Source organism: Pseudomonas sp. UBA6753, assembly GCF_002453565.1.
In the GTDB taxonomy this organism is placed as follows: domain Bacteria; phylum Pseudomonadota; class Gammaproteobacteria; order Pseudomonadales; family Pseudomonadaceae; genus Aquipseudomonas; species Aquipseudomonas putida_Z.
In genome coordinates, this window is sequence record NZ_DKHD01000053.1 from 11915 (window position 1) to 35399 (window position 23485).

Annotated in this window: 18 protein-coding genes and 2 tRNA genes; 12 read left to right on the top strand and 8 right to left on the bottom strand. The window is 64.4% G+C overall.

The window, feature by feature from the left end:
• Positions 1 to 153 precede the first annotated feature (153 nt).
• Positions 154 to 2031: an MFS transporter gene (locus B2790_RS19540; protein ID WP_015269262.1), complete on the top strand. Its 1878-nt coding sequence runs from the start codon at positions 154 to 156 to the stop codon at positions 2029 to 2031.
• 9 nt (positions 2032 to 2040) lie between these two features.
• Here the strand turns inward: B2790_RS19540 and sugE are convergent, their stop codons facing one another.
• The 3 genes from sugE to rdgC all read right to left on the bottom strand — a co-directional run bounded on the left by sugE (position 2041) and on the right by rdgC (position 4661).
• Positions 2041 to 2358, bottom strand: a complete 318-nt coding sequence (sugE, locus tag B2790_RS19545; RefSeq protein ID WP_009686221.1) for a quaternary ammonium compound efflux SMR transporter SugE — start codon at positions 2356 to 2358, stop codon at positions 2041 to 2043.
• 229 nt (positions 2359 to 2587) lie between these two features.
• Positions 2588 to 3553 carry a bile acid:sodium symporter family protein gene (locus B2790_RS19550; protein ID WP_013971400.1) on the bottom strand — a complete coding sequence of 322 codons (966 nt, stop codon included), beginning with the start codon at positions 3551 to 3553 and terminating at the stop codon, positions 2588 to 2590.
• A 187-nt stretch (positions 3554 to 3740) separates the two neighbouring features.
• On the bottom strand, positions 3741 to 4661 hold the full coding sequence (gene rdgC, locus B2790_RS19555; RefSeq protein ID WP_013971401.1) for a recombination-associated protein RdgC: 921 nt from the start codon (positions 4659 to 4661) through the stop codon (positions 3741 to 3743).
• A 217-nt stretch (positions 4662 to 4878) separates the two neighbouring features.
• Between rdgC and B2790_RS19560 the strand changes: the two genes are divergently transcribed.
• A tRNA-Val gene (locus B2790_RS19560) sits at positions 4879 to 4954 on the top strand.
• 13 nt (positions 4955 to 4967) lie between these two features.
• Positions 4968 to 5044, top strand: a tRNA-Asp gene (locus B2790_RS19565).
• A 225-nt stretch (positions 5045 to 5269) separates the two neighbouring features.
• Here B2790_RS19565 and map read toward each other — a convergent pair.
• A complete protein-coding gene (map, locus tag B2790_RS19570; protein WP_024086423.1) occupies positions 5270 to 6046 on the bottom strand; it encodes a type I methionyl aminopeptidase in 777 nt (258 codons plus the stop codon).
• A 338-nt stretch (positions 6047 to 6384) separates the two neighbouring features.
• Between map and B2790_RS19575 the strand changes: the two genes are divergently transcribed.
• The 8 genes from B2790_RS19575 to B2790_RS19610 all read left to right on the top strand — a co-directional run bounded on the left by B2790_RS19575 (position 6385) and on the right by B2790_RS19610 (position 17378).
• Positions 6385 to 10410, top strand: coding sequence for a bifunctional nitrate reductase/sulfite reductase flavoprotein subunit alpha (locus tag B2790_RS19575; protein WP_286919554.1), 4026 nt, complete (start codon positions 6385 to 6387; stop codon positions 10408 to 10410).
• 305 nt (positions 10411 to 10715) lie between these two features.
• Positions 10716 to 13268 carry a nitrite reductase large subunit NirB gene (gene nirB, locus B2790_RS19580; protein WP_286919555.1) on the top strand — a complete coding sequence of 851 codons (2553 nt, stop codon included), beginning with the start codon at positions 10716 to 10718 and terminating at the stop codon, positions 13266 to 13268.
• Entirely contained in the window at positions 13268 to 13630 is a 363-nt protein-coding gene (gene nirD / locus B2790_RS19585) for a nitrite reductase small subunit NirD (RefSeq protein ID WP_075044032.1), read from the top strand. The genes nirB and nirD overlap by 1 nt, the downstream gene beginning before the upstream one ends.
• Before the next feature lie 167 nt (positions 13631 to 13797).
• Complete coding sequence (gene pcaQ, locus B2790_RS19590; protein WP_085692390.1) at positions 13798 to 14730, top strand: pca operon transcription factor PcaQ; 933 nt, start codon at positions 13798 to 13800, stop codon at positions 14728 to 14730.
• Between the two features lie 334 nt (positions 14731 to 15064).
• Positions 15065 to 15829, top strand: coding sequence for an FKBP-type peptidyl-prolyl cis-trans isomerase (locus B2790_RS19595; RefSeq protein ID WP_137163204.1), 765 nt, complete (start codon positions 15065 to 15067; stop codon positions 15827 to 15829).
• Between the two features lie 293 nt (positions 15830 to 16122).
• Positions 16123 to 16563: a YkvA family protein gene (locus B2790_RS19600; RefSeq protein ID WP_015269270.1), complete on the top strand. Its 441-nt coding sequence runs from the start codon at positions 16123 to 16125 to the stop codon at positions 16561 to 16563.
• Positions 16564 to 16674: 111 nt separating this feature from the next.
• A complete protein-coding gene (locus B2790_RS19605) occupies positions 16675 to 17013 on the top strand; it encodes a helix-turn-helix domain-containing protein (RefSeq protein WP_039614580.1) in 339 nt (112 codons plus the stop codon).
• Positions 17010 to 17378 (top strand): hypothetical protein, encoded by a 369-nt coding sequence (locus B2790_RS19610; RefSeq protein ID WP_013971408.1) that lies wholly within the window; start codon positions 17010 to 17012, stop codon positions 17376 to 17378. The genes B2790_RS19605 and B2790_RS19610 overlap by 4 nt, the downstream gene beginning before the upstream one ends.
• A gap of 60 nt (positions 17379 to 17438) precedes the next feature.
• Here the strand turns inward: B2790_RS19610 and B2790_RS19615 are convergent, their stop codons facing one another.
• Positions 17439 to 18407 carry an EAL domain-containing protein gene (locus B2790_RS19615; protein WP_286919556.1) on the bottom strand — a complete coding sequence of 323 codons (969 nt, stop codon included), beginning with the start codon at positions 18405 to 18407 and terminating at the stop codon, positions 17439 to 17441.
• Positions 18408 to 18525: 118 nt separating this feature from the next.
• Entirely contained in the window at positions 18526 to 20607 is a 2082-nt protein-coding gene (locus B2790_RS19620) for a carboxy terminal-processing peptidase (protein WP_162276774.1), read from the bottom strand.
• A 143-nt stretch (positions 20608 to 20750) separates the two neighbouring features.
• On the opposite strand from B2790_RS19620, the gene B2790_RS19625 reads away from it, so the two are divergent.
• Positions 20751 to 21713, top strand: a complete 963-nt coding sequence (locus tag B2790_RS19625) for an NAD(P)H-quinone oxidoreductase (RefSeq protein WP_286919557.1) — start codon at positions 20751 to 20753, stop codon at positions 21711 to 21713.
• Between the two features lie 113 nt (positions 21714 to 21826).
• Here the strand turns inward: B2790_RS19625 and B2790_RS19630 are convergent, their stop codons facing one another.
• Positions 21827 to 22480 (bottom strand): HAD family hydrolase, encoded by a 654-nt coding sequence (locus tag B2790_RS19630; protein ID WP_286919558.1) that lies wholly within the window; start codon positions 22478 to 22480, stop codon positions 21827 to 21829.
• A gap of 14 nt (positions 22481 to 22494) precedes the next feature.
• Complete coding sequence (locus tag B2790_RS19635) at positions 22495 to 23484, bottom strand: ABC transporter ATP-binding protein (RefSeq protein ID WP_286919559.1); 990 nt, start codon at positions 23482 to 23484, stop codon at positions 22495 to 22497.
• Position 23485: the final 1 nt, after the last annotated feature.

Sequence of the window (23485 nt, forward strand, 5' to 3'; positions counted from 1 at the left end):
GCGCAGGCCTTTCGCGGGCACGCCCGCTCCCACAGGGGCGGTACAGCCCTGCGAAATCCACGAGCGCTTGCCAGTCAGTGCATTTCCCATGCAGATTTGTGGCTTGTCGCGCCCGGCGCGCCTCCAATTGAAAAGCCCTCAGGACCAAGGACGATGAGTCACTCCTCGCAATTCACCTTGCTCGGCAAGCGGCGTTTCCTGCCGTTTTTCATCACCCAGTCGCTGGGTGCCTTCAACGACAACCTGTTCAAGCAGTCGCTGATCCTGGCGATCCTGTTCAAGCTCAGCCTGGGCGACGGTGACCGTTCGATCTGGGTCAACCTGTGCGCCCTGCTGTTCATCCTGCCGTTCTTCCTGTTCTCTGCGCTGGGCGGGCAGTTTGGCGAGAAGTTCGCCAAGGATGCGCTGATCCGGGCCATCAAGCTGGCCGAGATCGCGATCATGGCGGTAGGCGCGCTCGGCTTCATCACCAACCACCTGGCGCTGATGTTGGTGGCGCTGTTCGGCATGGGGACCCACTCGGCGCTGTTCGGCCCGGTGAAGTACTCGATCCTGCCGCAGGCCCTGCGCGAAGAAGAACTGGTCGGCGGCAACGGGCTGGTGGAAACCGGTACCTTCCTGGCCATCCTCGCCGGCACCATCGGCGCCGGGGTGATGATGTCGGCCGACAGCTATGCCACCGTGGTGGCTGGTGGCGTGGTCGGCACCGCCGTGCTCGGCTACCTGGCCAGCCGCTGGATCCCGCGGGCCGCTGCCGCTTCGCCGCAAATGCCGCTGGACTGGAACATCTTCAGGCAGTCGTGGGCGATCCTGCGCATGGGCCTGGGGCAGCCGCCGGCGGTGTCGCGCTCGATCGTCGGCAACTCGTGGTTCTGGTTCGTCGGTGCCATCTACCTCACGCAGATTCCGGCCTACGCCAAGGACTGGCTGCACGGTGATGGCACGGTGGTGACACTGGTACTGACACTGTTCTCGGTGGGGATCGCCCTGGGTTCGCTGCTGTGCGAGCGGCTGAGCGGGCGCAAGGTGGAAATCGGCCTGGTGCCGTTCGGCTCGTTCGGGCTGAGCCTGTTCGGCCTGCTTTGGTGGTGGCACTCCGGCGATGTACCGGCTGCGGCGGCACCGCACGACTGGCTGGCGCTGTTGGGCATGGGCCAGGCCTGGTGGATCCTGCTGTCGATCGTCGGCCTTGGGGTGTTCGGCGGCTTCTACATCGTACCGCTGTATGCACTGATCCAGGCCCGCACCGCCGAAGACCAGCGCGCCCGGGTGATCGCTGCCAACAACATCCTCAATGCCCTGTTCATGGTGGTGTCGGCAGTGCTCACCATCATCCTGCTGGGCCTGGCCGAGCTGACCATCCCGCAACTGTTCCTGGTGGTGTCGCTGCTCAACATTGCGGTCAACGCCTATATCTTCAGGATCGTGCCCGAGTTCACCATGCGCTTCCTGATCTGGCTGCTCAGCCATTCGATGTACCGCGTGCAGCACCGCGACCTCGAGCGCATTCCCGACGAAGGCGCAGCGCTGCTGGTATGCAACCACGTGTCGTTCGTCGATGCGCTGCTGCTGGGCGGGGCGATCCGCCGGCCGATCCGCTTCGTCATGTACTACAAGATCTACAACCTGCCGGTACTCAACTTCGTGTTCCGCACCGCAGGCGCCATCCCGATTGCCGGGCGGAACGAAGACTTGGCCATCTACGAACGTGCTTTCGCGCGCATTGCCGAATACCTGGCCGATGGCGAGCTGGTATGCATCTTCCCTGAAGGCAAGCTGACCGGGGATGGCGAGATCGATGTGTTCAAGGGCGGCGTCAACCGCATCCTCGAAGAAACCCCGGTGCCGGTCATTCCGTTGGCCTTGCAGGGGCTGTGGGGCAGCTTCTTCAGCCGTGACCCGGCCAAGGGCTTTTTCAAGCGCCTGTGGTCGCGGGTGACCATCGTGGCAGGCGCCGCCATCCCGGTGGAGGCGGCGCAGCCAGAAGCCTTGCGTGAGCAGGTCAGCCGCTTGCGCGGCAACCTGCGCTAGGGGAGGGCGTCAGCTGGCGCTGACTTTCAGGCCGACCAGGCCGGTAATGATCAGCGCCACGCTGACCAGGCGTACCAGGGCCATGGACTCGCCGAACAGGATGATGCCGGCGATCACCGTGCCGACGGCGCCGACGCCGGTCCAGATGGCATAGGCGGTACCCAGCGGCAACTCTTTCATGGCCAGGCCCAGCAGGCCCAGGCTGATGGCCATGGCGGCGACGGTGAGGACGGTGGGCAGAGGCTTGCTGAAGCCGTCGGTGTATTTCAGGCCGACGGCCCAGCCGACCTCGAACAGGCCGGCGAAGAACAGGATGATCCAGGACATGGTGCGTCTCCATCGTTGTGAATGATGGGGCCGTCCCCGGAATGGTCACGCGGTGCGTCGTGAGGTCGTCCTCACAGTGGATACATGGTGCACACCTGCAGCCCCAGGGGCAAGCCTGTACCGGCCATTTCGCGGGCACGCCCGCTCCCACAGGTACTGCACAGGTCTGAAGATTGTGGAGATCTCTGTGGGAGCGGGCGTGCCCGCGAAAGGGCCAGTGCAGGCAACATCAATGCCTGGCCGGCTCCCCACCTTCAGCCTCTGCCACAGGCTCCCCCATGCGCCGGAACCAGGTCGACAGCAGCGCCCCGGAAATATTGTGCCAAACGCTGAACAACGCACTCGGCACCGCAGCCAGCGGCGAAAAATGCGCCGCTGCCAGTGCCGCGCCCAGCCCGGAGTTCTGCATGCCCACCTCCAGCGCCAGCGACTTGCGCTGTGCCAGTGGCAGCTTGCACAGCCTACCGGTCAGGTACCCCAGCAAGTAGCCGAAGCTGTTGTGCAATATCACCACCGCCATGATCAGCAGCCCCGACTCGGCGATCTTCGCCTGGCTGGCCGCCACCACCGCGCACACGATCATCACGATACTCACCACCGACACCAGCGGCAGCACCTGCACCGCCGCCTGCACCCGCGCGCCAAGCAGCCGCTGGGCCAGTACGCCGAGCACGATCGGCAGCATCACCAGCTGCAGGATCGACCAGAACATGTCCATGAAGGACACCGGCAGCCAGGCCGAGGCCAGGAACCAGATCAGCGCCGGGGTCAGTAGCGGGGCGAGCAGGGTGGTCACCGCAGCGATCGCCACCGCCAGCGCCAGGTCGCCGCGGGACAGCCAGACCATCACGTTCGACGCCGTGCCGCTCGGGCAGCAGCCAACCAGGATCACGCCCACGGCGATTTCCGGCGGCAGGTGGAACAGCTGGCACAGCAGCCAGGCCATGCCCGGCATGATCACGAAGTGCGCGACCACACCCAGCATCACCCGCCAGGGCTGGCGGGCGAGGGCGGCGAAGTCATCGAGCTTGAGGGTGAGGCCCATGCCGAACATCACCAGGCCCAGCAGCGGCACGATGGCCACCTTCAGGGCGATGAACCATTGCGGTTGCAGGAAGGCCAGTACGGCGAACACCAGCACCCACAGGGCGAAGGTATTGCCGACGAAGCGGCTGAGGGTGGCGAGGGCACGCATGGGGGCAATTCCTTTTCTGTTTTATGGCTTCAAGAATTTCACTGGCCCTTTCGCGGGCTTGCCCGCTCCCACAGGTACACCACAGTACTCAGAAACTGTGGTGTACCTGTGGGAGCGGGCAAGCCCGCGAAGAGGCCAGTACTGTCTGAGGATATCTCCCAGGCCAGTACCGGCATTTCAAAACCAGTCAGACCCCTTGCGGAATCTCTTCCCCACCCAGCGCCTCGAACAGCACCGGCAGGAATTCGGCAAAGGTCATCATCATCAGCTGGAAGCTGGCATCGAACTGCTGCGCAGCCTCATCGCCACCATCCTGTTCGGCCTGCTCCTGCAGCAGCTCTTCGAACTTCAGGCGCTTGATCACCATCTTGTCATCCAGAATGAACGACAGCTTGTCCTGCCAGGCCAGGGCCAGCTGGGTCACCACCTTGCCAGTGCTCAGGTGCAGCTGGATTTCCTCGCCGGTCAGGTCCTGGCGCTTGCAGCGCACGATACCGCCATCTTCGGCGGTGTCGCGCAGTTCGCACTCGTCCAGCACATAGAAGCCTTCGGCAGCTTCCTGCGACTTGACCCACTCGGTCATGGTGGCAACCGGTGCGATTTTCACGGTGGCCGGGCGTACCGGCAGCGAGCCCATCACTTCACGCAGGGTCGACAGCAGGTCTTCGGCACGCTTGGCGCTGGCCGAGTTGACCAGGATCACGCCCAGGCGCGGGGCAATGGCAGCGAAGATCATCGAGCGGCGGATGAACGCGCGCGGCAGGAAGGCCTGGATGATCTCGTCCTTGATCTGGTCGCGTTCCTTTTTATAGACCTTGCGCATCTGCTCGGTCTCGATCTCTTCGACCTTTTCCTTCACCGCGTCGTTGACCACGCTGCTGGGCAGGATGCGTTCTTCCTTGCGCGCGGCAATCAGCAGGTACTCGCCGCTGACATGCACCAGGGGAGCGTCTTCGCCCTTGCCGAATGGCGCGACGAAACCATAGGTGGTCAGCTCCTGGCTGGCGCAGGGGCGGGCCGGCTTGCTGGCCAGGGCCGCTTCCAGCGCTTCAGGCTCGAACGGGACTTCCTGGGTCAGGCGGTAGGTCAGCAGGTTCTTGAACCACATGAGGGGCAATCTCTCCTTAATGCATAAGGCGGGCATTATTCTCCGAGCGGTGCTCTCAGGCCAACCCTGTCGGAGTGCCAGTAGCTGTAGCTGAATGTAAAGATGCACGTGGCAACGCTAGGTCTTTGAAAGGCCTGAGGTTTTTTTTGAAAAAAGTTAAAAAAGTGCTTGCCAGGGTACGGGGCCGTCCGTAGAATGCGCGCCACACCGAGACGAAGGGTGATTAGCTCAGCCGGGAGAGCATCTGCCTTACAAGCAGAGGGTCGGCGGTTCGATCCCGTCATCACCCACCACTCGATGTTTAGCGCAGCGGTAGTTCAGTCGGTTAGAATACCGGCCTGTCACGCCGGGGGTCGCGGGTTCGAGTCCCGTCCGCTGCGCCATATTCCACTTCCAGGGCCTACTGAACACCCGGAAGTTACAGAGAAAGCGACCTTAGGGTCGCTTTTTTTGTTTCTGCCTTTGGCAAAAAACTATCTTGTATTGCCTGTCAGGGCCTCATCGCCGGCAAGCCAGCTCCCACCTCGACCGCATTGATCTCAAGCCTTACGCTATACCTGTGGGAGCTGGCTTGCCGGCGAATGGGCTGCGACGCAGCCCCGGCAATCTCAGCGGCGACGCTCTTCTTCCCGTAAGGTGAGCACCTCAACCCCATCCTCGGTCACCGCCACGGTATGCTCCCACTGCGCCGACAAGCTGTGGTCGCGGGTAATCACCGTCCAGCCATCCTTCAGCGTGCGCGTCCCGCGTCCGCCCTGGTTGATCATCGGTTCGATGGTAAACACCATCCCCGGCTTCAACTTCAGGCCCATCCCGCGCTGGCCAATGTGCAGCACCTCCGGCCCTTCATGCATCTGCTGGCCAATGCCATGCCCGCAATATTCACGTACAACGCTATAACCCGCCGCTTCGGCATGGGTCTGGATGGCATGGCCGATATCACCCAACGTAGCCCCGGGGCGTACCTGTTCGATGCCTTTCCATAGCGCGTCATAGGTGGTGTCGACCAGGCGCTGCGCCTCATCGCTGATCGGCCCGATGCTGTACATCTTTGACGAGTCGGCGATATAGCCGCCTTGTTCCAGAGTGATGTCGACGTTGATGATCGAACCTTCCTTCAGCACTTCATCGACCTTGGGCATGCCATGGCACACCACATGGTCCACCGAGGTGTTGAGCGAATAGGGGAAACCATACTGGCCTTTGCTCGCCGGGCGGGCCTTGAGCGTGCCGACGATGAACGCCTCGGCGCGGTCGTTGATCTGCATGGTGGTCACGCCGGGGCGGATGAAGCTGTCGAGGTCGGCGAACACCTGGGCAAGCAGTTGGCCGGCGCGGCGCATCAGGTCGAGTTGGGCGGGGGTCTTGATAATCACCTGGGACATGGAGGAGTGCAGTGGCTCGTGCTGGAGATGTGCCCCAGCATAGCGCCATGGGGTGTGGGGTTGCTATCGCATGGTGCACAGCCTGTACCGGCCCCTTCGCGGGCACGCCCGCTCCCACAGGTACAGCACCGCCCTCAGGCCTTGTGATATCCCTGTGGGAGCGGGCATGCCCGCGAAAGGGGCGGCACAGCTGGCCCATAAATTGCTGTTTCACCTCCATCCAGGGCTATCAACGTCGACAGCCCACAAAACTTCACGACAAAGGCGCCGTGTTGCCCCGCTTGCCCAGCAAGCAGGGGCAGCCGGCGCCTTTTTGCGTTACCTACAGGAGCCCGCCCATGGCCAACAGCGAAGTGCGCAGCGTCTGCCCCTACTGCGGCGTCGGTTGCGGCATCGTCATGAGCGTCGCCGATGGCAAGGTCGGCAAGATCAGCGGCGACAAGCAGCACCCCAGCAACTTCGGCCGCCTGTGCACCAAAGGCCTCACCGCACACCTGCCGCTGACCGCCGCCGGGCGCATGGAGGATGCCTATGTGCGCCAGCAGCGCAGCCAGCAGCCAGCGCGTACCGGCATCGACCAGGCCATCGCCGCCGCCGCTACGCGCCTGCGCCGCATCATCGACCAGCACGGCCCCGACGCCGTGGCGCTATACGTGTCCGGGCAGATGTCGCTGGAGGCCCAGTACCTGGCCAACAAGCTGGCCAAGGGTTTTATCCGCACCCGTCACATCGAGTCCAACTCGCGCCTGTGCATGGCCAGCGCCGGCAGCGGCTACAAGCTGTCGCTCGGTGCCGATGGCCCGCCCGGCAGCTACCAGGACTTCGAGCACGCCGACGTATTCCTGGTGATCGGCGCCAACATGGCCGACTGTCACCCGATCCTGTTCCTGCGCCTGCTCGACCGGGTCAAGGCGGGGGCCAAGCTGATCGTCGTCGACCCGCGGCGCAGCGCCACCGCCGACAAGGCCGACCTGTTCCTGCAGGTGCGCCCCGGCAGCGACATGGCCTTGCTCAATGGCCTGCTGCACCTGCTGCTGCGTAACGGCCACACCGACCCCGGCTTCATCGCCCGCCACACCGAAGGCTGGGACGAACTGCCGGCCTTTCTCGATGACTACACCCCTGACCGGGTGGCCGCCATCACCGGGCTGGCCGAGGCCGACATCGTCAAGGCCGCCGAATGGATCGGCGGCGCCAGCAACTGGATGAGCTGCTGGACCATGGGCCTGAACCAGAGCATCCACGGCACCTGGCACACCAATGCGATCTGCAACCTGCACCTGGCCACGGGCGCTATCTGCCGCCCCGGCAGCGGGCCGTTCTCGCTGACCGGCCAACCCAATGCCATGGGCGGCCGCGAGATGGGCTACATGGGCCCCGGCCTGCCAGGCCAACGCTCGGCGCTGCTAGCGCAAGACCGCGCCTTCGTCGAGCAGCAGTGGCAACTGGCCCCGGGCAGCCTGCGCAGCGAAGGCGGCGAGGGCACGGTGGCGCTGTTCGAGCAGATGAAAAGCGGCGTGGTAAAAGCCTGCTGGATCATCTGCAGCAACCCGGTGGCCAGTGTCGCCAACCGCCAGCAGGTGATCGACGGCCTGCGCCAGGCCGAACTGGTGATTACCCAGGATGCCTTCCTCGACACCGAGACCAACCGCTACGCCGACATCCTGCTACCGGCTGCGCTGTGGGCCGAAGGCGAGGGCGTGATGATCAACAGCGAGCGCAACCTCACCCTCATGCCACGTGCCGTCGAACCGCCCGGGCAGAGCCTGCCAGACTGGCAGATCATCGCCCGGGTCGCCTGCGCCATGGGCTATGCCGACGCCTTCGACTACCCCGATGCCGAGGCGGTGTACGAGGAGATCCGCCGCTTTCACAACCCAACCACCGGCTACGACCTGCGGGGCATCGGCTATGCCGAACTGCGCGAGCAGCCGCACCAGTGGCCCTGCGCCCCGGGCCGCGACAACCCGCGCAGCCCGCTGCGCTATCGCAACGACGGCAGCAGCCAGACGCTGTTGCGCGATGCCCAGGGCGAGTGCCCGGTGTTGGCCTTCCCGACCGCCAGCGGCAAGGCCCGCTTCTTCGCCCGGCCCTGGTTGCCGGCGGCGGAGCTGCCGGATGCCGATTACCCCATGGTGCTGAATACCGGCCGCGTGCAGCACCAGTGGCACACCCTGACCAAGACCGGCAAGGTACCGGCGCTGAACAAGCTGGAGCCCGGCCCCTTCGTGGAAATCCACCGCGACGATGCTGCCCGGCTGGGCATCGCCGAAAAGGACCAGGTGGCCATTCGCTCGCGCCGCGGGCAGGCCGTGCTGCCCGCGCGAATCAGCGACCGGGTCATGCCTGGCAACTGCTTTGCCCCGTTCCATTGGAATGACCTGATCGGCGAGCAACTGGCGATCAACGCCGTGACCTGCGATGCGGTCGACCCGCTGTCGCTGCAGCCGGCGTTCAAGCATTGTGCCGTGACCCTGGAGCGGGTTGCCGGTGAGCGCATCGAAGCCCTTGATCTGAACACTACCAATCCGGAGCCTGCCCGCATGCCGACCGCCACCCTGTCCCGTCTGCTTGGCCTGGACACCCTGCCAGCCCCGGTGCTGGCCGAGGAAGAGCGCCATTACCTGCAAGGCTTCCTGCTGGGCCTGGACCAGGCCCGCGCCGAGGGCGTGCCCTGCCTGCCGGCCAGTGCGCCGCTGGCCGCCAACCGCCGGTTGTTCGTCGATGGCTTGCTGGCCGGGCTGTTCGCCCAGCCGGCGGTGCTGCCCGATGCAGCGTTGATAGCACCACGGCACCAGGTGCTGTGGGCTTCGCAAACCGGCAACGGCGAGCTGTTGGCCGAACGCTGTGCCGAGCGCCTGCGCGGTGCCGGCCTCGACGTGCAGCTCAGTTGCATGGAAGCGGTCAGCCCGCGCCAGCTGCAGGGCGCCGCCAGCGTGGTGCTGATCGCCAGCACCTTTGGCGATGGTGACGCACCCGACAGTGCAGCGGCATTCTGGCAAGCCTTGCAAGGCGAGGAGGGCGCCCACTGCGCCGAACTGCCTTTTGCCGTGTTGGCCCTAGGCGACTCCAGTTACGACCAGTTCTGCGGCTTTGGCCGCAAGCTCGACCAACGCCTGGCCGAGCTGGGTGGGCGGCGCCTGCTGCAGCGGGTGGACTGCGAGCCGGACTTCGACGACGCCTTCGCCGCCTGGCTGGATGCGCTGCTGGCTACGCTTGGCAGCGCTGCTGCACCGCAACCGGTCACCGAGCCTGCACCCGTGGCGGCCTATGGCAAGCAGCAATCCTGGGCTGCCACCTTGCTGGAAAACCGCCTGCTCAACGGCCCGGGTGCCAGCAAGGAAACCCGTCAACTGGTGTTCGACCTGAGCGGCAGCGGCTTCACCTATGCCGCCGGTGATGCCTTGGGCGTGTGGCCGCGCAACTGTCCGGCCCTGGTCGACGAGCTGCTGGTGCTGATGCAGCTCGATGGCCAGACCATGGTTCAGCTGAAAGGCCAGCCCGCCATGCCGCTGACCGAAGCCCTGCAAGCGCACCTGGAGATCGCCAAGGTCACCACGCAGCAGCTGCAGGCCTTCGCCGGCAATGCCCCGGACCTGCAGCGCCTGCTGCAGCCCGAGTGCAAGGCCGAGCTGCAGGACTGGTTGTGGGGGCGGCAACTGGTCGATGTGCTGCGTACCTTCCCCCAGCAGCTGCCGCTGGCCAGCTGGCTGGAGCTGCTCAAGCCGTTGCAGCCGCGCCTGTATTCGATCAGCTCCAGCCCGCTGGCGCACCCGCAGCAGGTGCACCTGACCGTTTCCACGGTGCGCTATGGCGCGCGCAAAGGGGTGTGTTCAAGCTTCCTTGCCGACCGTGCGCAGGCGCTGAAGGTAGCCATCTTCCCGCAAGTGTCGAAGCACTTTCGCCTGCCCGAGGACGACAGCGTGCCGGTGATCATGGTCGGCCCCGGCACTGGCATTGCGCCGTTCAGGGCCTTTCTCGAAGAACGAGAGGCACGTGGGGCAAAAGGGGCCAACTGGCTGTTCTTCGGCGAGCAGTACGCGGCCACCGATTTCTATTACCAGGAGCAGTTGCAGGCCTGGCAGGCTGCAGGGCACTTGCGCCTGGACACAGCGTTTTCACGCGACCAGGCCGAGAAGGTCTACGTGCAGCAACGCATGCTCGAACAGGGCGCGCAGTTGTGGCAGTGGCTGGAGGCGGGGGCGTACTTCTATGTGTGTGGCGATGCGCAGCGCATGGCCAAGGATGTGGATGCGGCGTTGCGGGCGATCGTCGCCGAGCATGGCGGCATGGATGCAGCGGCGGCTGCGGCTTATGTCGAAGCGCTGGGCAGGGCCAAGCGGTATCGGCGGGATGTGTATTGATGTGCTCCAAGATGGGGAGCGATGCACTTGGAATGTGCATTTGCTGTACTGGCCTCTTCGCGGGCACGCCCGCTCCCACAGGTACGGCACAGGTCTGAATAAACGTGGAGAACCCTGTGGGAGCGGGCGTGCCCGCGAAGAGGCCGGTACAGGAAACAGGGTTGGCACACTCCCTGCTTTATCCCAGTTACAACAAAGCCCACTGATCAACGGCGATCAACCCGGGCCCCCTACCGTGATGAATACAGGCAAAGGCGACTGGAGCTTCGGCTCCAGGCGCTTTTTTTTTGATCGAGGATCGGCTTATGAAGGCAACAGCGAGCAGCGGGCAACGAGAGCGACTGGTCATCGTCGGCAACGGCATGGTCGGCCACCATTGCGTCGAACAACTGGTCAGCCGCGGCGCCCTGCTGCGCTTCGAAGTGCATGTGTTCGGCGAAGAGCGCCAACGCGCCTACGACCGCGTGCACCTGTCCGAGTACTTCGGCGGCAGCTGTGCCGAAACCCTGGCCCTGTGCGAGCAGGACTTCTACGGCACCAACGGTGTGCACCTGCACCTCGGTGAAGCGGTGCTGGAAATCGACCGTGAGCGCGGCGAAGTGGTCACCGCCGAGGGCCGCTATGGCTACGACCAGCTGGTGCTGGCCACAGGTTCCTACCCCTTCGTGCCGCCGATCGAAGGTTCCAGCGGCAATGCCCGCCTGGTCTACCGCACCCTTGACGACCTCGACGGCATCCGCGCTGCCGCAGCCAGTGCCCGCCGTGGCGTGGTAGTGGGTGGTGGCCTGCTTGGCCTGGAAGCAGCCAACGCCCTCAAGTCGCTGGGCCTGGAAGCCCACGTGGTGGAATTCGCCCCGCGGCTGATGCCGGTGCAGCTGGACGGCGAGGGCGGTGCCGCGCTCAAGGCACAGATCGAAGCGCTGGGCGTTGGCGTGCATCTGTCGCGCGCCACCCAGTCGATCAGTGCGGGTGAAGACTACCGCTACCGCATGAACTTCGATGGCGGCGAGCACCTGGAAACCGACCTGATCGTGTTCTCTGCGGGTATCCGCCCGCAGGATGCCCTGGGCCGTGCCTGTGGCCTGGACATTGCCGCGCGTGGCGGCGTGGTGATCGACAACCATTGCCGCAGCAGCGACCCACGCATCTTTGCCATCGGCGAGTGCGCCTCGTGGAACGGCAGCGTGTTCGGCCTGGTCGCTCCGGGCTACAGCATGGCGCGCAACCTGGCGGCATTGCTGATGGGTGAAGCCGCTGGCGAATTCACCGGTGCCGACATGTCGACCAAGCTCAAGTTGCTGGGCGTGGATGTCGGCTCCATCGGCGATGCCCATGGCGCCACCCCGGGCGCACGCAGCTACCGATTCATCGACGAAGCCAACAGCGCCTACCGCCGGCTGGTGGTGGATGCCAGCGGCAAGCACGTGCTCGGTGCGGTGCTGGTGGGCGACAACAGCTACTACGACACCCTGCTGCAGTACGCCCAGAACGGCATCGCCCTGCCAGCCGATCCTGCGGCACTGATCCTGCCGCAAGGCGGCGGCGCGCCGGCCCTGGGTGCTGATGCGCTGCCCGACAGCGCGACCATCTGCTCGTGCCACAACGTCAGCAAGGGCGCGGTCTGCGCCGCCATCGACAGCGGCTGCGGCGACCTTGCCGCAGTCAAGGGCTGCACCAAGGCCGCCACCGGTTGTGGTGGTTGCGCGGCACTGCTCAAGCAGGTGTTCGAGCATGAGCTGACCGCCCGTGGCGTGGCGGTGGACAAGAGCCTGTGCGAGCACTTCGCCTACACCCGTCAGGAGCTGTACGGGCTGGTGCGGGTAGAGGGTATCCGCACCTTCAACGAACTGCTCGAACGCCACGGCAAGGGCCACGTTGGCTGCGACATCTGCAAGCCGGCGGTGGGCAGTATCCTCGCCTCGTGCTGGAACCAGCCGATCATGGACCCGGCGCTGGTGCCGCTGCAGGACACCAACGACACCTTCATGGCCAACATGCAGAAGAACGGCACCTACTCGGTGGTACCGCGCATCCCCGGTGGTGAGATCACCCCCGACAAGCTCATCGTGATCGGCCAGGTGGCGAAAAAGTACGACCTGTACACCAAGATCACCGGCGGCCAGCGCATCGACCTGTTCGGCGCCCAGTTGCACGAGCTGCCGCTGATCTGGGGCGAGCTGATCGAGGCCGGCTTCGAAACCGGCCATGCCTACGGCAAGTCGACCCGCACGGTGAAATCGTGCGTCGGCAGCACCTGGTGCCGTTACGGCGTGCAGGACAGCGTCGGCATGGCCCTGCGCCTGGAAGACCGCTACAAAGGCCTGCGCAGCCCGCACAAGCTCAAGTTCGCGGTGTCCGGCTGCACTCGCGAATGCGCCGAGGCACAGAGCAAGGACATCGGCGTGATCGCCACCGACAAGGGCTGGAACCTGTACGTGTGCGGCAATGGCGGCATGCGCCCGCGGCATGCCGAACTGTTTGCCACCGACCTCGACGACGAAACCCTGGTGCGCCTGATCGACCGCGTGCTGATGTTCTACATCCGCACCGCCGACAAACTGCAGCGCACCTCGGTGTGGCGCGAGAACCTGGAAGGTGGGCTGGACTACCTGAAGCAGGTGATCATCGACGACAGTCTGGGCCTGGCCAGCGAGCTGGAGGCGCAGATGCAGCATGTGGTCGACCAGTATGAATGCGAGTGGGCCAACGCCCTCAACGACCCCGAGAAGCTCAAGCGCTTCCGTACTTTCGTCAACGACCGCCGCGCCGACCCGGACGTGCACTTCGTGCGCGAACGCGAACAGCGCCGGCCTGCTGCGCCACTGCACCTGATCCCAACCGTCGAGGAGGCTGTCTGATGAACCTGTCCAATGCTGCTGTGAAAACCCACGAGAACTGGCAGGCGGTGTGCCAGGCGGATGACCTGGTGGCCGATTCCGGGGTGGTGGTCTGGCTCGACGGGGCCCAGGTGGCGCTGTTCTACCTGCCGGGGCAGGCGCAGCCGCTGTACGCGGTGGACAACCGCGACCCGCGGTCCGGCGCCAACATCATCGGCCGCGGGCTGGTGGGCAGTGTGCAGGGCGAGCTGGTGGTGGCCGCGCCGTTGTACAAGCAGCACTTCAGCCTGGAGAGCGGGGAATGCCTGGAAGATGGCGGGCAGCGTCTGCGGGTGTGGCCGGTGCGCTTGAATGGGGAGGCGGTGGAGTTGGCTGTGGCCTGATATTCATCTGCCGCCTGCACCGGCCCTTTCGCGGGCGCGCCCGCTCCCACAGGTACTGCACAGGTCTGGAGAGCTGTGGAGATCCCCGTGGGAGCGGGCGTGCCCGCGAAGAGGCCGGGACAGGCAATTTACATAACCAGCCCCAGCAATGCGGTAAGCTTGAGCCCATGAACCTCGACACCCGCATCAAGTACCGCCACCTGCTGTGCTTCCTGGAGATTGCCCGGCAGGGCAGCCTGGCCAGGGCTGCCGACATCCTGGCAATCAGCCAGCCAGCCATCTCCAAGACCCTCAAGGAACTCGAAGACCTGCTGGAAACGCGCCTGTTCGCGCGCAGCCGCCAGGGCGTCGAGCTGACCCCGGCCGGTACGCGTTTCATGCGCTACGCCGGGCCCAGCGTGCAGGCCCTGCGCGATGGCGTCAGCAGCCTGCGTGGCGAGGCGCGGGCGCCGTCGCAAGTGCGCATCGGCGTGTTGTCCACGGTCGAAGGCCTGCTCATGCCCGAAGTGCTGTGCCGCCTGCACCAGCGGCATGAGGCGCTGGTGATCAGTGTGGTCACCGGGGTCAGCGCGCAGCTGCTCGGCCAGTTGCGCCTGGGCGAACTGGAACTGGTGGTCGGGCGCATGACCGACAGCCCGCAGATCCAGGGCCTGTCGTTCGAGCACCTGTACAGCGAATCGATGAGCCTGGTGGTGCGGCCCGGCCACCCGTTGCTGGCCGGCACGCCGGTGGAGCGGGCGCAGGTGGGCCGTTACCCGTTGGTATTGCCGCCCGCAGGCACCACCATCCGCCAGCATGCCGACAGCCTGTTCGTGCAATGTGGCATCCAGATGCCGGCCCAGCGCCTGGAAACCCTGTCGCTGGCGCTGAGCCGGCGCTACCTGCTGGGCAGCGATGCCGTGTGGGTGGCGCCGCGCGACGCGGTGTTGCTCGACCTGCGCCGGGGCGAGCTGGTCGAGCTCGACCTGGGTGTGCGCGAGCCAGGCGGCTCGGTCGGCATCTGTCGCAATGCCGCCTTGCCGCAGAGCCTGCCTGGGCAGTGGGTATGCGAGGTGTTGCGCGAGGTAGCGGGGCAGTACCGAGAGGGCAGCTACCCCTGAACGCAGGTTTGGCCCTTTCGCCGGCAAGCCAGCTCCCACAGGGATAGCACCTGCTTCGGGGCCTGTGGCCAACCTGTGGGAGCTGGCTTGCCGGCGATAGGGCCAGTGCAGGCTTCTCAGCATTCAGCTAAATAAATCCCCCGCAAAACCGGGCAAAGGCGCCGCAACCGATCAATACTGGCCAGTGGCTGCACATCCTTTGATGAATAAGCGTTTAACTACTGAACTTCCTTACCAAAACCCGCTCCTATGCCGGTAGCCATTGGTCATGGCCGCCTGCTAAGCTCGCGGCTTTACCCTTATTGCCCTTTTGGCGCATGAACAAGGAAATAGCATGAAACAGCATCGTTTGGCGGCTGCGGTTGCCCTGGTAGGCCTGGTACTGGCTGGCTGTGATCAACAGACCAGCAGCCCCGAGCTGAAGACTCCGGCACAGAAAGCCTCCTACGGTATCGGCCTGAACATGGGCAAGAGCCTGGCTCAGGAAGGCATGGAAGACCTTGATTCGAAAGCAGTCGCCCTCGGCATCGAAGACGCCGTTGGCAAGAAGGAACAGCGCATCAAAGACGAAGAGCTGGTAGAGGCCTTCACCGCGCTGCAGAAGCGTGCCGAAGAGCGCCTGGCCAAGGCCAGCGAAGAAGCCGCCTCCGCCGGCAAGAAATTCCTCGAGGAAAACGCCAAGAAACCAGGCGTGGTCACCACTGCCTCGGGCCTGCAGTACGAAGTGGTCAAGAAGGCCGACGGCCCGCAGCCCAAGGCGACCGACGTGGTCACCGTCCACTACGAAGGCAAGCTGATCGATGGCAAGGTGTTCGACAGCTCCGTCGAGCGCGGCAGCCCGATCGACCTGCCGGTCAGCGGCGTGATCCCGGGTTGGGTCGAAGGCCTGCAGCTGATGCACGTCGGCGAGAAGTACAAACTGTTCATCCCGGCTGAACTGGCCTACGGTGCGCAGAGCCCAAGCCCGCTGATCCCGGCCAACTCGGTACTGGTATTCGACCTGGAACTGATCGCCATCAAGGACCCGGCCCAGCTGCAAGGCGCCGAGCCGGAAGCGCAAGCTCCTGCCGAGGCCCCGGCCGAAGCGCCTGCCAAGTAACACTGGCTGGCCCACGCAAAACGCCCCGTCCTGACGGGGCGTTTTCGTTTGTGCCGAGTAGTTGGACGAACCTGCAACTGCTGATACTGTCCGAGGAAATGCAGCGTGAAGAAGCAGAATGCTTCTGACGCAAACCGTTTGCGGCGTACGCACCCAAGGTGTGAAACGACTGTGTAAAAAACGCCCGATCTGACCGGGGCCCTTGCCTGGCAGGCACCTGGGGTCGGAAACGTCGCCCTGTTCACAAGGTTATCCACAATAAATGTGGATAACCTTTTCCTCTTGGAGGCTCCATGAGCGCACCCTGGAATTTCGCCCGTTTCCTGCCCTTGGCCGAGCGCCTGCTCAGCCGTGGCCGGTTGCCGGCCTTGCTGTTTGCGGTAGCCCGCAAAGGCCCGCGCATCGGCCAGTTGCGTGAAGACGTGAAGCTGCTGCAGTCGCTGTGCCTGGCCTGGTGGCGCGGCGAGTATCGCGCCATCAGCCCCAAGGCGCTGGTCACCATCGTCGCCGGGCTGCTGTATTTCGTCAGCCCCATCGACGCCATCCCCGACTGGCTGCTGGGCGTGGGTTTCCTCGACGACATCGCGGTACTGGGTTGGGTGCTTAAAACCGTGGCTGACGAACTGGCGCGCTTCAAGGCCTGGCGCGACAGCCAGGCGCCCGAACGGCTGCGCGTGGTCGAGCGCCTGCCGGCCACCCCCGAAGCGCTGCGGTTGGAACGCAACACGCAGTGAAACTGGCCGCAACCGCAGCGCAACTGCACAGACCCCAGAGTTGGTAATATAATTGGCATAAGGGTTATGCCTACGGATTACATGCTGTAATCCTTTTTAAAGGGGTTTGTAATGGGTATTCAGGTCATCAGCCGGGACGGTCAACCCGAGTACGCCGTCGTTCCCTGGGAACAGTACCAGGCACTGCTCAAGGCCGCAGGGCAGGCACCTGCCGAGGTGGTTGCCAGTGAAGCGCAGGGCGATGCAGCCAGTGCGCCATTGCCGGCCTTCAGCGAAGTGGCACAGATTCGCCAGGCCAAGGGCATTGCCCCTGAGCAACTGGCGCGCAATGTCGGGGTAAGCCCGGCTTACCTGGCCATGATCGAATCGGGCGAACGCCAGCCGGATGCTGCCATCCGCCGAGCCCTGGCCTGGCATCTGGGGGTGGCTGGCTGGAGCGAGCCATCATGAGCCAGGTCAGGATCAGCCGTCAGCACTGGGATAACCTGCTGGGCGAGCTTGACCTGGCCCGTCGTCAACGTCACCTGCTGACGTATCGAGCGCTCATCGAGCGCTTGCAGTTGCCCAGCCCGGCCATGCAAACGCTGACAGCCGCGCTGGAGTACCTGGCGGTGCTGGATGCCCGCGCCGAGCAGCCATTGCGCAGCTCGCTGGTGATCAGCCAGGGTGCCAGCCGTTTGCCGCGTACTGGTTTTTTCGAGTGCGTTGAACGGTTGGGCCGATTTTCCGGGCCGGTCGACGGCATGGAAGCGGCCTCATGGCATGCCTCCGAGGTGGTCAGGGTGTTCGAGTACAGCTACCCCGAAACGGCTTGAAGCGTTACCTGTTCCGGCCTCTTCGCGGGCACGCCCGCTCCCACAGGTACAGCACAAGGCTCAAGATGTGTGGTGAACCTGTGGGAGCGGGCATGCCCGCGAAGAGGCCATAACAGGCAGCGCATCCCTGTGGATCAATCCACAAGCCCGGCCATCGGCATCCACCACTTCCAATGCCTCCAGGTGCCGGTGCCGGCCAAACAACTCCAGCAACTGCCCAATCGTCGCATTGAGCCGCACCGTCGGCTGTTCGGCCTGCGGAACGTTCATCAGTGCCGGTAGCGGCCGGCTTTCGCGCACCCCCAGCTCTTGCGGCCGCCCCAGCAGGTAGCCCTGCACCAGGTCCACGCCCATCTCCACCAGCACCGCCAGCTCTTCCGCCAGCTCGATGCCTTCGGCAATTACCTGCGCCTTCGACGCCCGAGCAATCTGCAAAATCGAACCTACGAATTCACGCTTGAGCGGGTCGCGGTGGATGCCGTCGATGAAATGGCGGTCAATCTTCACGTATTCGGGGCGCAGCTCCGACCACAGGCGCAGGCTCGAATAACCCGCCCCCAGATCGTCGATGGCAATCGAGAAGCCCATGTCCCGGTAGTGGTGCAGGGCATTGGACAGCAGCTGGAAGTCGTCGGTCGGGGTATGTTCGGTCAGCTCGATCACCACCCGGCTGGGCGGCAGGCCGACCTGTTCGAGCAGTTTCAGGGTCTGGCCGGAGGGGTAGTGCGGCTCCAGCAGCGATTCCGGCGAGATGTTGAGAAACAGCTTGCCCTGCAGCTGCTGTTCGCTGAAACGTCGGCAGGCGCTTTCCCGGCAGGCAGCCTCCAGCTCGGTCAGGCGGCCGGCCTGGCGGGCGATGGTAAACAGGTTCAGCGGTGCGTGCAGTGGGCTGTTGGACGGCCCTCGGCTCAATGCTTCATGGCCGAAAACCCGTTGCTCGCTCAGGCACATGATCGGCTGGAACAGACTGTGGATGCTGCGTTGAGCCAGGATGGCACTCAAGGCACTGAGCTGTTCGGCGACGGTCATGACGTATTCCTGAAAATGAAAGGGCCGGGCGTTTCCACGCCCGGCCCCTCTATTTCACGACAGCGCGATGACTGTTTGATGACAAGTGAAACTAATTTGCCATCATTGCCGCAGTGCCTTACTTCTTGGCCACCTTGGTGCTCGCACTCAGGTAGTCGATCAGGATGCGACCGGTTTCCGACAGATAGGCATCGTCTTCCGGCTTGGTGTTTTCATCCTCGGTCGGCAGCGCGTCCTCGTCCTCTTTCTTCAGCTCCTTCAGCGGCTCTTCACCCTTGGCCTTGCGGCGGATGTTCTCCAGCGCCAGCTGCTTGGCCTCGATTTCGTCGTGGCGTGCACGGCGGTCCTGCTCGTTGAGGCTGACGGTCTTCTCGTTCATCAGCTTCTGGGTCAGGGCCAGGCGGTCGCGGATGTAGGTGAACTCCGCGTCCTTGTCGCTGCGCGCTTCATGCTGCGCCTTGAGCTGGGCCAGGAACGGCTTGAACGGGTCGGCCGCCGGCTTGACCACCGGGCGAATGGTATCCCATGGCATGGCCTCGGGCAGGGCGCTCTCGCCGATTTCCTTGGTGTCGATGATCGACGGGTAGTCGATGTCCGGCAGCACGCCCTGGTGCTGGGTGCTCTGCCCGGAAACACGGTAGAACTTGGCCAAGGTAAGCTTCAGCTCGCCATGGTTGAGTGGCTGGATGGTCTGCACGGTGCCCTTGCCGAAGGTCTGGCCACCGATGATCAGCGCACGGTGGTAGTCCTGCATGGCACCGGCGAAGATCTCCGAAGCCGAGGCCGACAGGCGGTTGACCAGCAGCGCCAGCGGGCCCTTGTAGAAGGCACCGGGGTTTTCGTCTTCCAGCACGTCGACACGGCCGTCGCTGTTGCGCACCAGCACGGTCGGGCCTTTCTCGATGAACAGGCTGGTCAGCTCGGTGGCTTCCTGCAGCGAGCCGCCGCCGTTGTTGCGCAGGTCGATGACCACGCCGTCGACTTTTTCTTTCTGCAGTTCGGTGAGCAGCTTCTTCACGTCCCGCGTGGTGCTCTTGTACTCCGGGTCACCGGCGCGGTAGGCCTTGAAGTCGAGGTAGAAGGCCGGGATCTCGATGATGCCCAGCTTGTAGTCACGCCCGTCCTGCTTGAGCTTGAGCACCGACTTCTTCGCTGCCTGCTCTTCGAGCTTCACCGCCTCGCGGGTGATCGACACGATCTTGCTGGTCTGGTCGCTAGGCGCGTTGCTGGCCGGGATGATCTCCAGGCGCACCACCGAGCCTTTCGGGCCGCGGATCAGCTTGACAACTTCGTCCAGGCGCCAGCCGACCACGTCGACCATTTCCTTGTTGCCCTGGGCCACGCCGATGATCTTGTCGGCCGGTGCCACCTGCTTGGTCTTGGCCGCCGGGCCAGCCGGTACCAGGCGCACGATCTTGACCTGGTCGTTGTCGCTTTGCAGCACTGCGCCGATGCCTTCCAGCGACAGGCTCATGTTGATGTCGAAGTTTTCCGCGTTGTCCGGCGACAGGTAGTTGGTGTGCGGGTCGTAGGACTGGGCGAAGGTGTTGATGTAGGCCTGGAAGATGTCCTCGGCACGGGTCTGGTCCAGGCGCGACAGCTGGTTCTTGTAGCGCTTGGTCAGGGTTTCCTGGATTTGCTTGGGTTCCTTGCCGGCGATCTTCTGGCGCAGCACTTCGTCCTTGACGCGTTTGCGCCACAGGTCGTCGAGCTCGGCTTGGTCCTTCATCCACGGGGCGTCCTTGCGGTCGATCAGCAAGGTTTCCTTGGCGTTGAAGTCGATCTTGTCCACGCCCTTGTTCAGCTCGGCCAGGGCGAAGTCCAGGCGTTGCTTGACGCGGTCCAGGTAGCGTTTGTAGATGGTGAAGCCCGGGTCCAGGTTACCGCTCTTGAGGAAATCGTCGAATTGCGTTTTCCATTTGTCGAATTCGGCGATGTCGGCGGCGGTGAAGTAGCTGCGCGCCGGGTCCAGCAGCTTGATGTAGCTGTCATAGATGATGACCGAACGGGCGTCGTCCAGTGGCGGCTTGCTGTAATGGTGGCGCTTGAGCAATTCCACCACGTTGAGGCTGGCGACGATCTCGTCGCGGTCCGGCTGCAGGCTGTCCCACTTGTTGGCGGCCGCCGCATTGCCGCCGAGCGTGAGGCTGCCCAGGCCGATCATCAGCGCCAGGGCGGTGCTTGGGAGGAAATGCTTCATGCTGATTCGACGTGGAGGCAATTGATCACGCATAGTAGGCCGTCTTATCCGTTCGCCGGTTCCATGGGAGCCGGGCGCATACTGCAAAAAGCCTGGGACATGCTCACCCAGGCTCGGTCATATGATTCAACTATGGAGGCACTGTGAAGGCATTGCAAGGCGTTGACGGACATGTGGCTTGGGTCGAGGCGCAGCGCCCGACCTGTGACGCTGGCCAGGTGCGTATTCGCGTGGCCGCAGCGGGGCTGAACCGCGCCGATCTGCTGCAGATGAAAGGTTTGTATCCACCACCGCCAGGCGCCAGCCCTTACATGGGCCTGGAGTGCGCCGGGGTGATCGAGGAAGTGGGTGCCGGTGCCGACTGGCGGGTGGGTGACCGGGTGTGCGCGCTGCTGGCCAGCGGCGCCATGGCCGAGGAAGTGGTGGTGGATGCCCGCCACGTGCTGCCTGTACCCGAAGGCCTTAGCCTGCACGAGGCGGCGGCGTTGCCGGAGGTGTATGCCACTGCCTGGCTGAACATCTTCCAGCTGGGTGGCGTCAAAGCTGGCGAGAAAGTGCTGGTGCACGCTGGCGCCAGCGGCGTTGGCTCGGCCGCCATCCAGCTGTGCAAGGCATTCGGCAGCCCGGTGTGGGTCAGCGTCGGTTCGCAGGACCGCCTGGCCTACTGCGAGGCGCTGGGCGCCGCCGGCGGTGTGGTACGCAACGAGAACCTGGAGGCGCTGGAAGGTTTCGGCCCGTTCGATGTGATTCTCGACCCGGTGGGCGCCAGCTACGGCGAGCTCAACCTCAAGCTGCTGGCGCGTGACGGGCGCTGGGTGATCATCGGCCTGATGGGCGGGCGCAAGTTCGAGCTGGACCTGGCACAGGTACTGGGCAAGCGCCTGGAGATTACCGGCTCCACGCTGCGCAATCGCGACGACGGCTTCAAGGCCGAGTTGCTGCGCGATTTGCAGCAGCAGGTTTGGCCGCTGTTTGCCGAAGGGCGCCTGTCGCCGCAGCTGGTGGATACCTACCCGGTGGAGTTTGCCCAGGCGGCGTATGCCGAGCTTGAGACCAACCAGGTGTCGGGCAAGCTGGTGATGGTGATCGACTCTAGCCTGGTGTAAGCAGGCCTGGCCCTTTCGCGGGCACGCCCGCTCCCACAGGGACCGCACAACATTCAAGTTTGTGGTGATTCCTGTGGGAGCGGGCGTGCCCGCGAAGAGGCCCACACAAATCTTCAGCTCCAGCTCAGTACCGGCCAGCCATTGACCTCGGCATGCTCCCGCAACACCGCATCCGGGTTCACCACATGCGGATGATCCACCTTCAACAACAACGGCAAATCGTTCCGCGAGTCGGAATAGAAACTCGCCCCCTCCAGGTTCTCCTGCTCCTGGTCCAGCCACTCCAGCAACCGCGTGATCTTCCCTTCGCGATAGGTCAGCACCCCATGGGTCTTGCCGGTATAAACCCCGTTCACCGCCTCCAGTTCGATCGCCAGGTATTCGTCCACCCCAAGCCGCGCCGCAATCGGCCCGACCAGGTGCGTACCCGACGCGGAAATGATCAGGATGCGATCACCGCGCTTGCGGTGCTCGGCAATGCAGCGGCAGGCGTCGCCGTAGATGATCGGCTCGATCACCTCTTCGACCCACGGCGCCACCAGGTGCTCGACCTCTTCCAGGGTGCGCCCGGCAATCGGCTCCAGGCTGAAGGCCATGTACTCCTCCATCCGCAGATGGCCCCTGCCATAGGCCTCCATCAACTCATGGTCGCGGCGCAGGAAGTCCTTGCCGTCGACCCAGCCCAGCCGGGCCATCTGCTCGCTCCACAGCGACGCGCAGTCGCCGTGGATCAGGGTTTCGTCCAGATCGAAAATTGCCAGTGCCATGGTGTTGATTCTCCTTAGGCCACTTCTCGTAGCGCCGTGGGGTCGATCGACAAGCTTACCCGTTGCCCGTCCGCGTGCAGGTCGGACGGTGAGCGGTTGAGCACGTCGACCACCAGTTCCACCTCGCGTACCCGCACCCGGTAGCGGATCACGTTGCCCAGCAGGCTGTGGCTGCGCACTTCGGCATCCAGTTCGCCGTTGATGCCCAGGGTGATCGACTCGGGGCGGATCGCCAGGCGGCTGGCCACCGGGCGCTGCAGCAGGCGGCTGGCGCTGTCGGCGTCGAGCAGGTTGTAGTTGCCGATGAAGCCGGCGGCAAACAGGTCCACCGGCGCGGTGTAGAGGGTTTCGGCATCGCCGCTCTGGACGATGCGGCCCTGGTTCATCAGGAAGATGCGGTCGGACATGGTCAGCGCTTCTTCCTGGTCGTGGGTGACGAAGATGGTGGTCAGCCCCAGCTCGCGCTGGATGGCGCGGATCTGCTCGCGCAGGTGCTTGCGGATGCGCGCATCCAGCGCCGACAGCGGCTCGTCGAGCAGCAGCAGGCGCGGGCGGGTGACCAGCGAACGGGCCAGGGCCACGCGCTGGCACTGGCCGCCGGACAACTGGTGCGGGTAGCGCCCGGCGAAGTTGCCCAGCTCCACCAGCTCCAGCGCCTCGCGTACCCGGGCCTGGCTTTCGTCGGCCTTGACCTTCTGCATGCGCAGGCCGAAGGCGACGTTCTGCTCCACGGTCATGTTGGGGAACAGCGCATAGCTCTGGAACACCATGCCAATGCCACGCTTTTGCGGGCTCAGCGGCACGATGTCCTGGCCGTCGAGCAGGATCTGCCCGCTGTCCACCGGGGTGAGCCCGGCGATGCAGCGCAGCAGCGTGGACTTGCCGCAACCGGACGGGCCAAGCAGGGTAACGAACTCGCCGCGCTCGATACGGCAGTCGATGTTCTCGAACACCGGGCTGCCGGCGTAGCTTTTTTGCAGTTTCTGTACGCTGACGAAGCTCATG

What these genes read in the sequence shown, in the direction of transcription:
- B2790_RS19540 (WP_015269262.1), top strand. Translation starts at nt 154, where the DNA reads ATGAGTCACTCCTCGCAATTCACCTTGCTCGGCAAGCGGCGTTTCCTG.
- sugE (WP_009686221.1), bottom strand. Translation starts at nt 2,358, where the DNA reads ATGTCCTGGATCATCCTGTTCTTCGCCGGCCTGTTCGAGGTCGGCTGG.
- B2790_RS19550 (WP_013971400.1), bottom strand. Translation starts at nt 3,553, where the DNA reads ATGCGTGCCCTCGCCACCCTCAGCCGCTTCGTCGGCAATACCTTCGCC.
- rdgC (WP_013971401.1), bottom strand. Translation starts at nt 4,661, where the DNA reads ATGTGGTTCAAGAACCTGCTGACCTACCGCCTGACCCAGGAAGTCCCG.
- map (WP_024086423.1), bottom strand. Translation starts at nt 6,046, where the DNA reads ATGTCCCAGGTGATTATCAAGACCCCCGCCCAACTCGACCTGATGCGC.
- B2790_RS19575 (WP_286919554.1), top strand. Translation starts at nt 6,385, where the DNA reads ATGGCCAACAGCGAAGTGCGCAGCGTCTGCCCCTACTGCGGCGTCGGT.
- nirB (WP_286919555.1), top strand. Translation starts at nt 10,716, where the DNA reads ATGAAGGCAACAGCGAGCAGCGGGCAACGAGAGCGACTGGTCATCGTC.
- nirD (WP_075044032.1), top strand. Translation starts at nt 13,268, where the DNA reads ATGAACCTGTCCAATGCTGCTGTGAAAACCCACGAGAACTGGCAGGCG.
- pcaQ (WP_085692390.1), top strand. Translation starts at nt 13,798, where the DNA reads ATGAACCTCGACACCCGCATCAAGTACCGCCACCTGCTGTGCTTCCTG.
- B2790_RS19595 (WP_137163204.1), top strand. Translation starts at nt 15,065, where the DNA reads ATGAAACAGCATCGTTTGGCGGCTGCGGTTGCCCTGGTAGGCCTGGTA.
- B2790_RS19600 (WP_015269270.1), top strand. Translation starts at nt 16,123, where the DNA reads ATGAGCGCACCCTGGAATTTCGCCCGTTTCCTGCCCTTGGCCGAGCGC.
- B2790_RS19605 (WP_039614580.1), top strand. Translation starts at nt 16,675, where the DNA reads ATGGGTATTCAGGTCATCAGCCGGGACGGTCAACCCGAGTACGCCGTC.
- B2790_RS19610 (WP_013971408.1), top strand. Translation starts at nt 17,010, where the DNA reads ATGAGCCAGGTCAGGATCAGCCGTCAGCACTGGGATAACCTGCTGGGC.
- B2790_RS19615 (WP_286919556.1), bottom strand. Translation starts at nt 18,407, where the DNA reads ATGACCGTCGCCGAACAGCTCAGTGCCTTGAGTGCCATCCTGGCTCAA.
- B2790_RS19620 (WP_162276774.1), bottom strand. Translation starts at nt 20,607, where the DNA reads ATGAAGCATTTCCTCCCAAGCACCGCCCTGGCGCTGATGATCGGCCTG.
- B2790_RS19630 (WP_286919558.1), bottom strand. Translation starts at nt 22,480, where the DNA reads ATGGCACTGGCAATTTTCGATCTGGACGAAACCCTGATCCACGGCGAC.
- B2790_RS19635 (WP_286919559.1), bottom strand. Translation starts at nt 23,484, where the DNA reads ATGAGCTTCGTCAGCGTACAGAAACTGCAAAAAAGCTACGCCGGCAGC.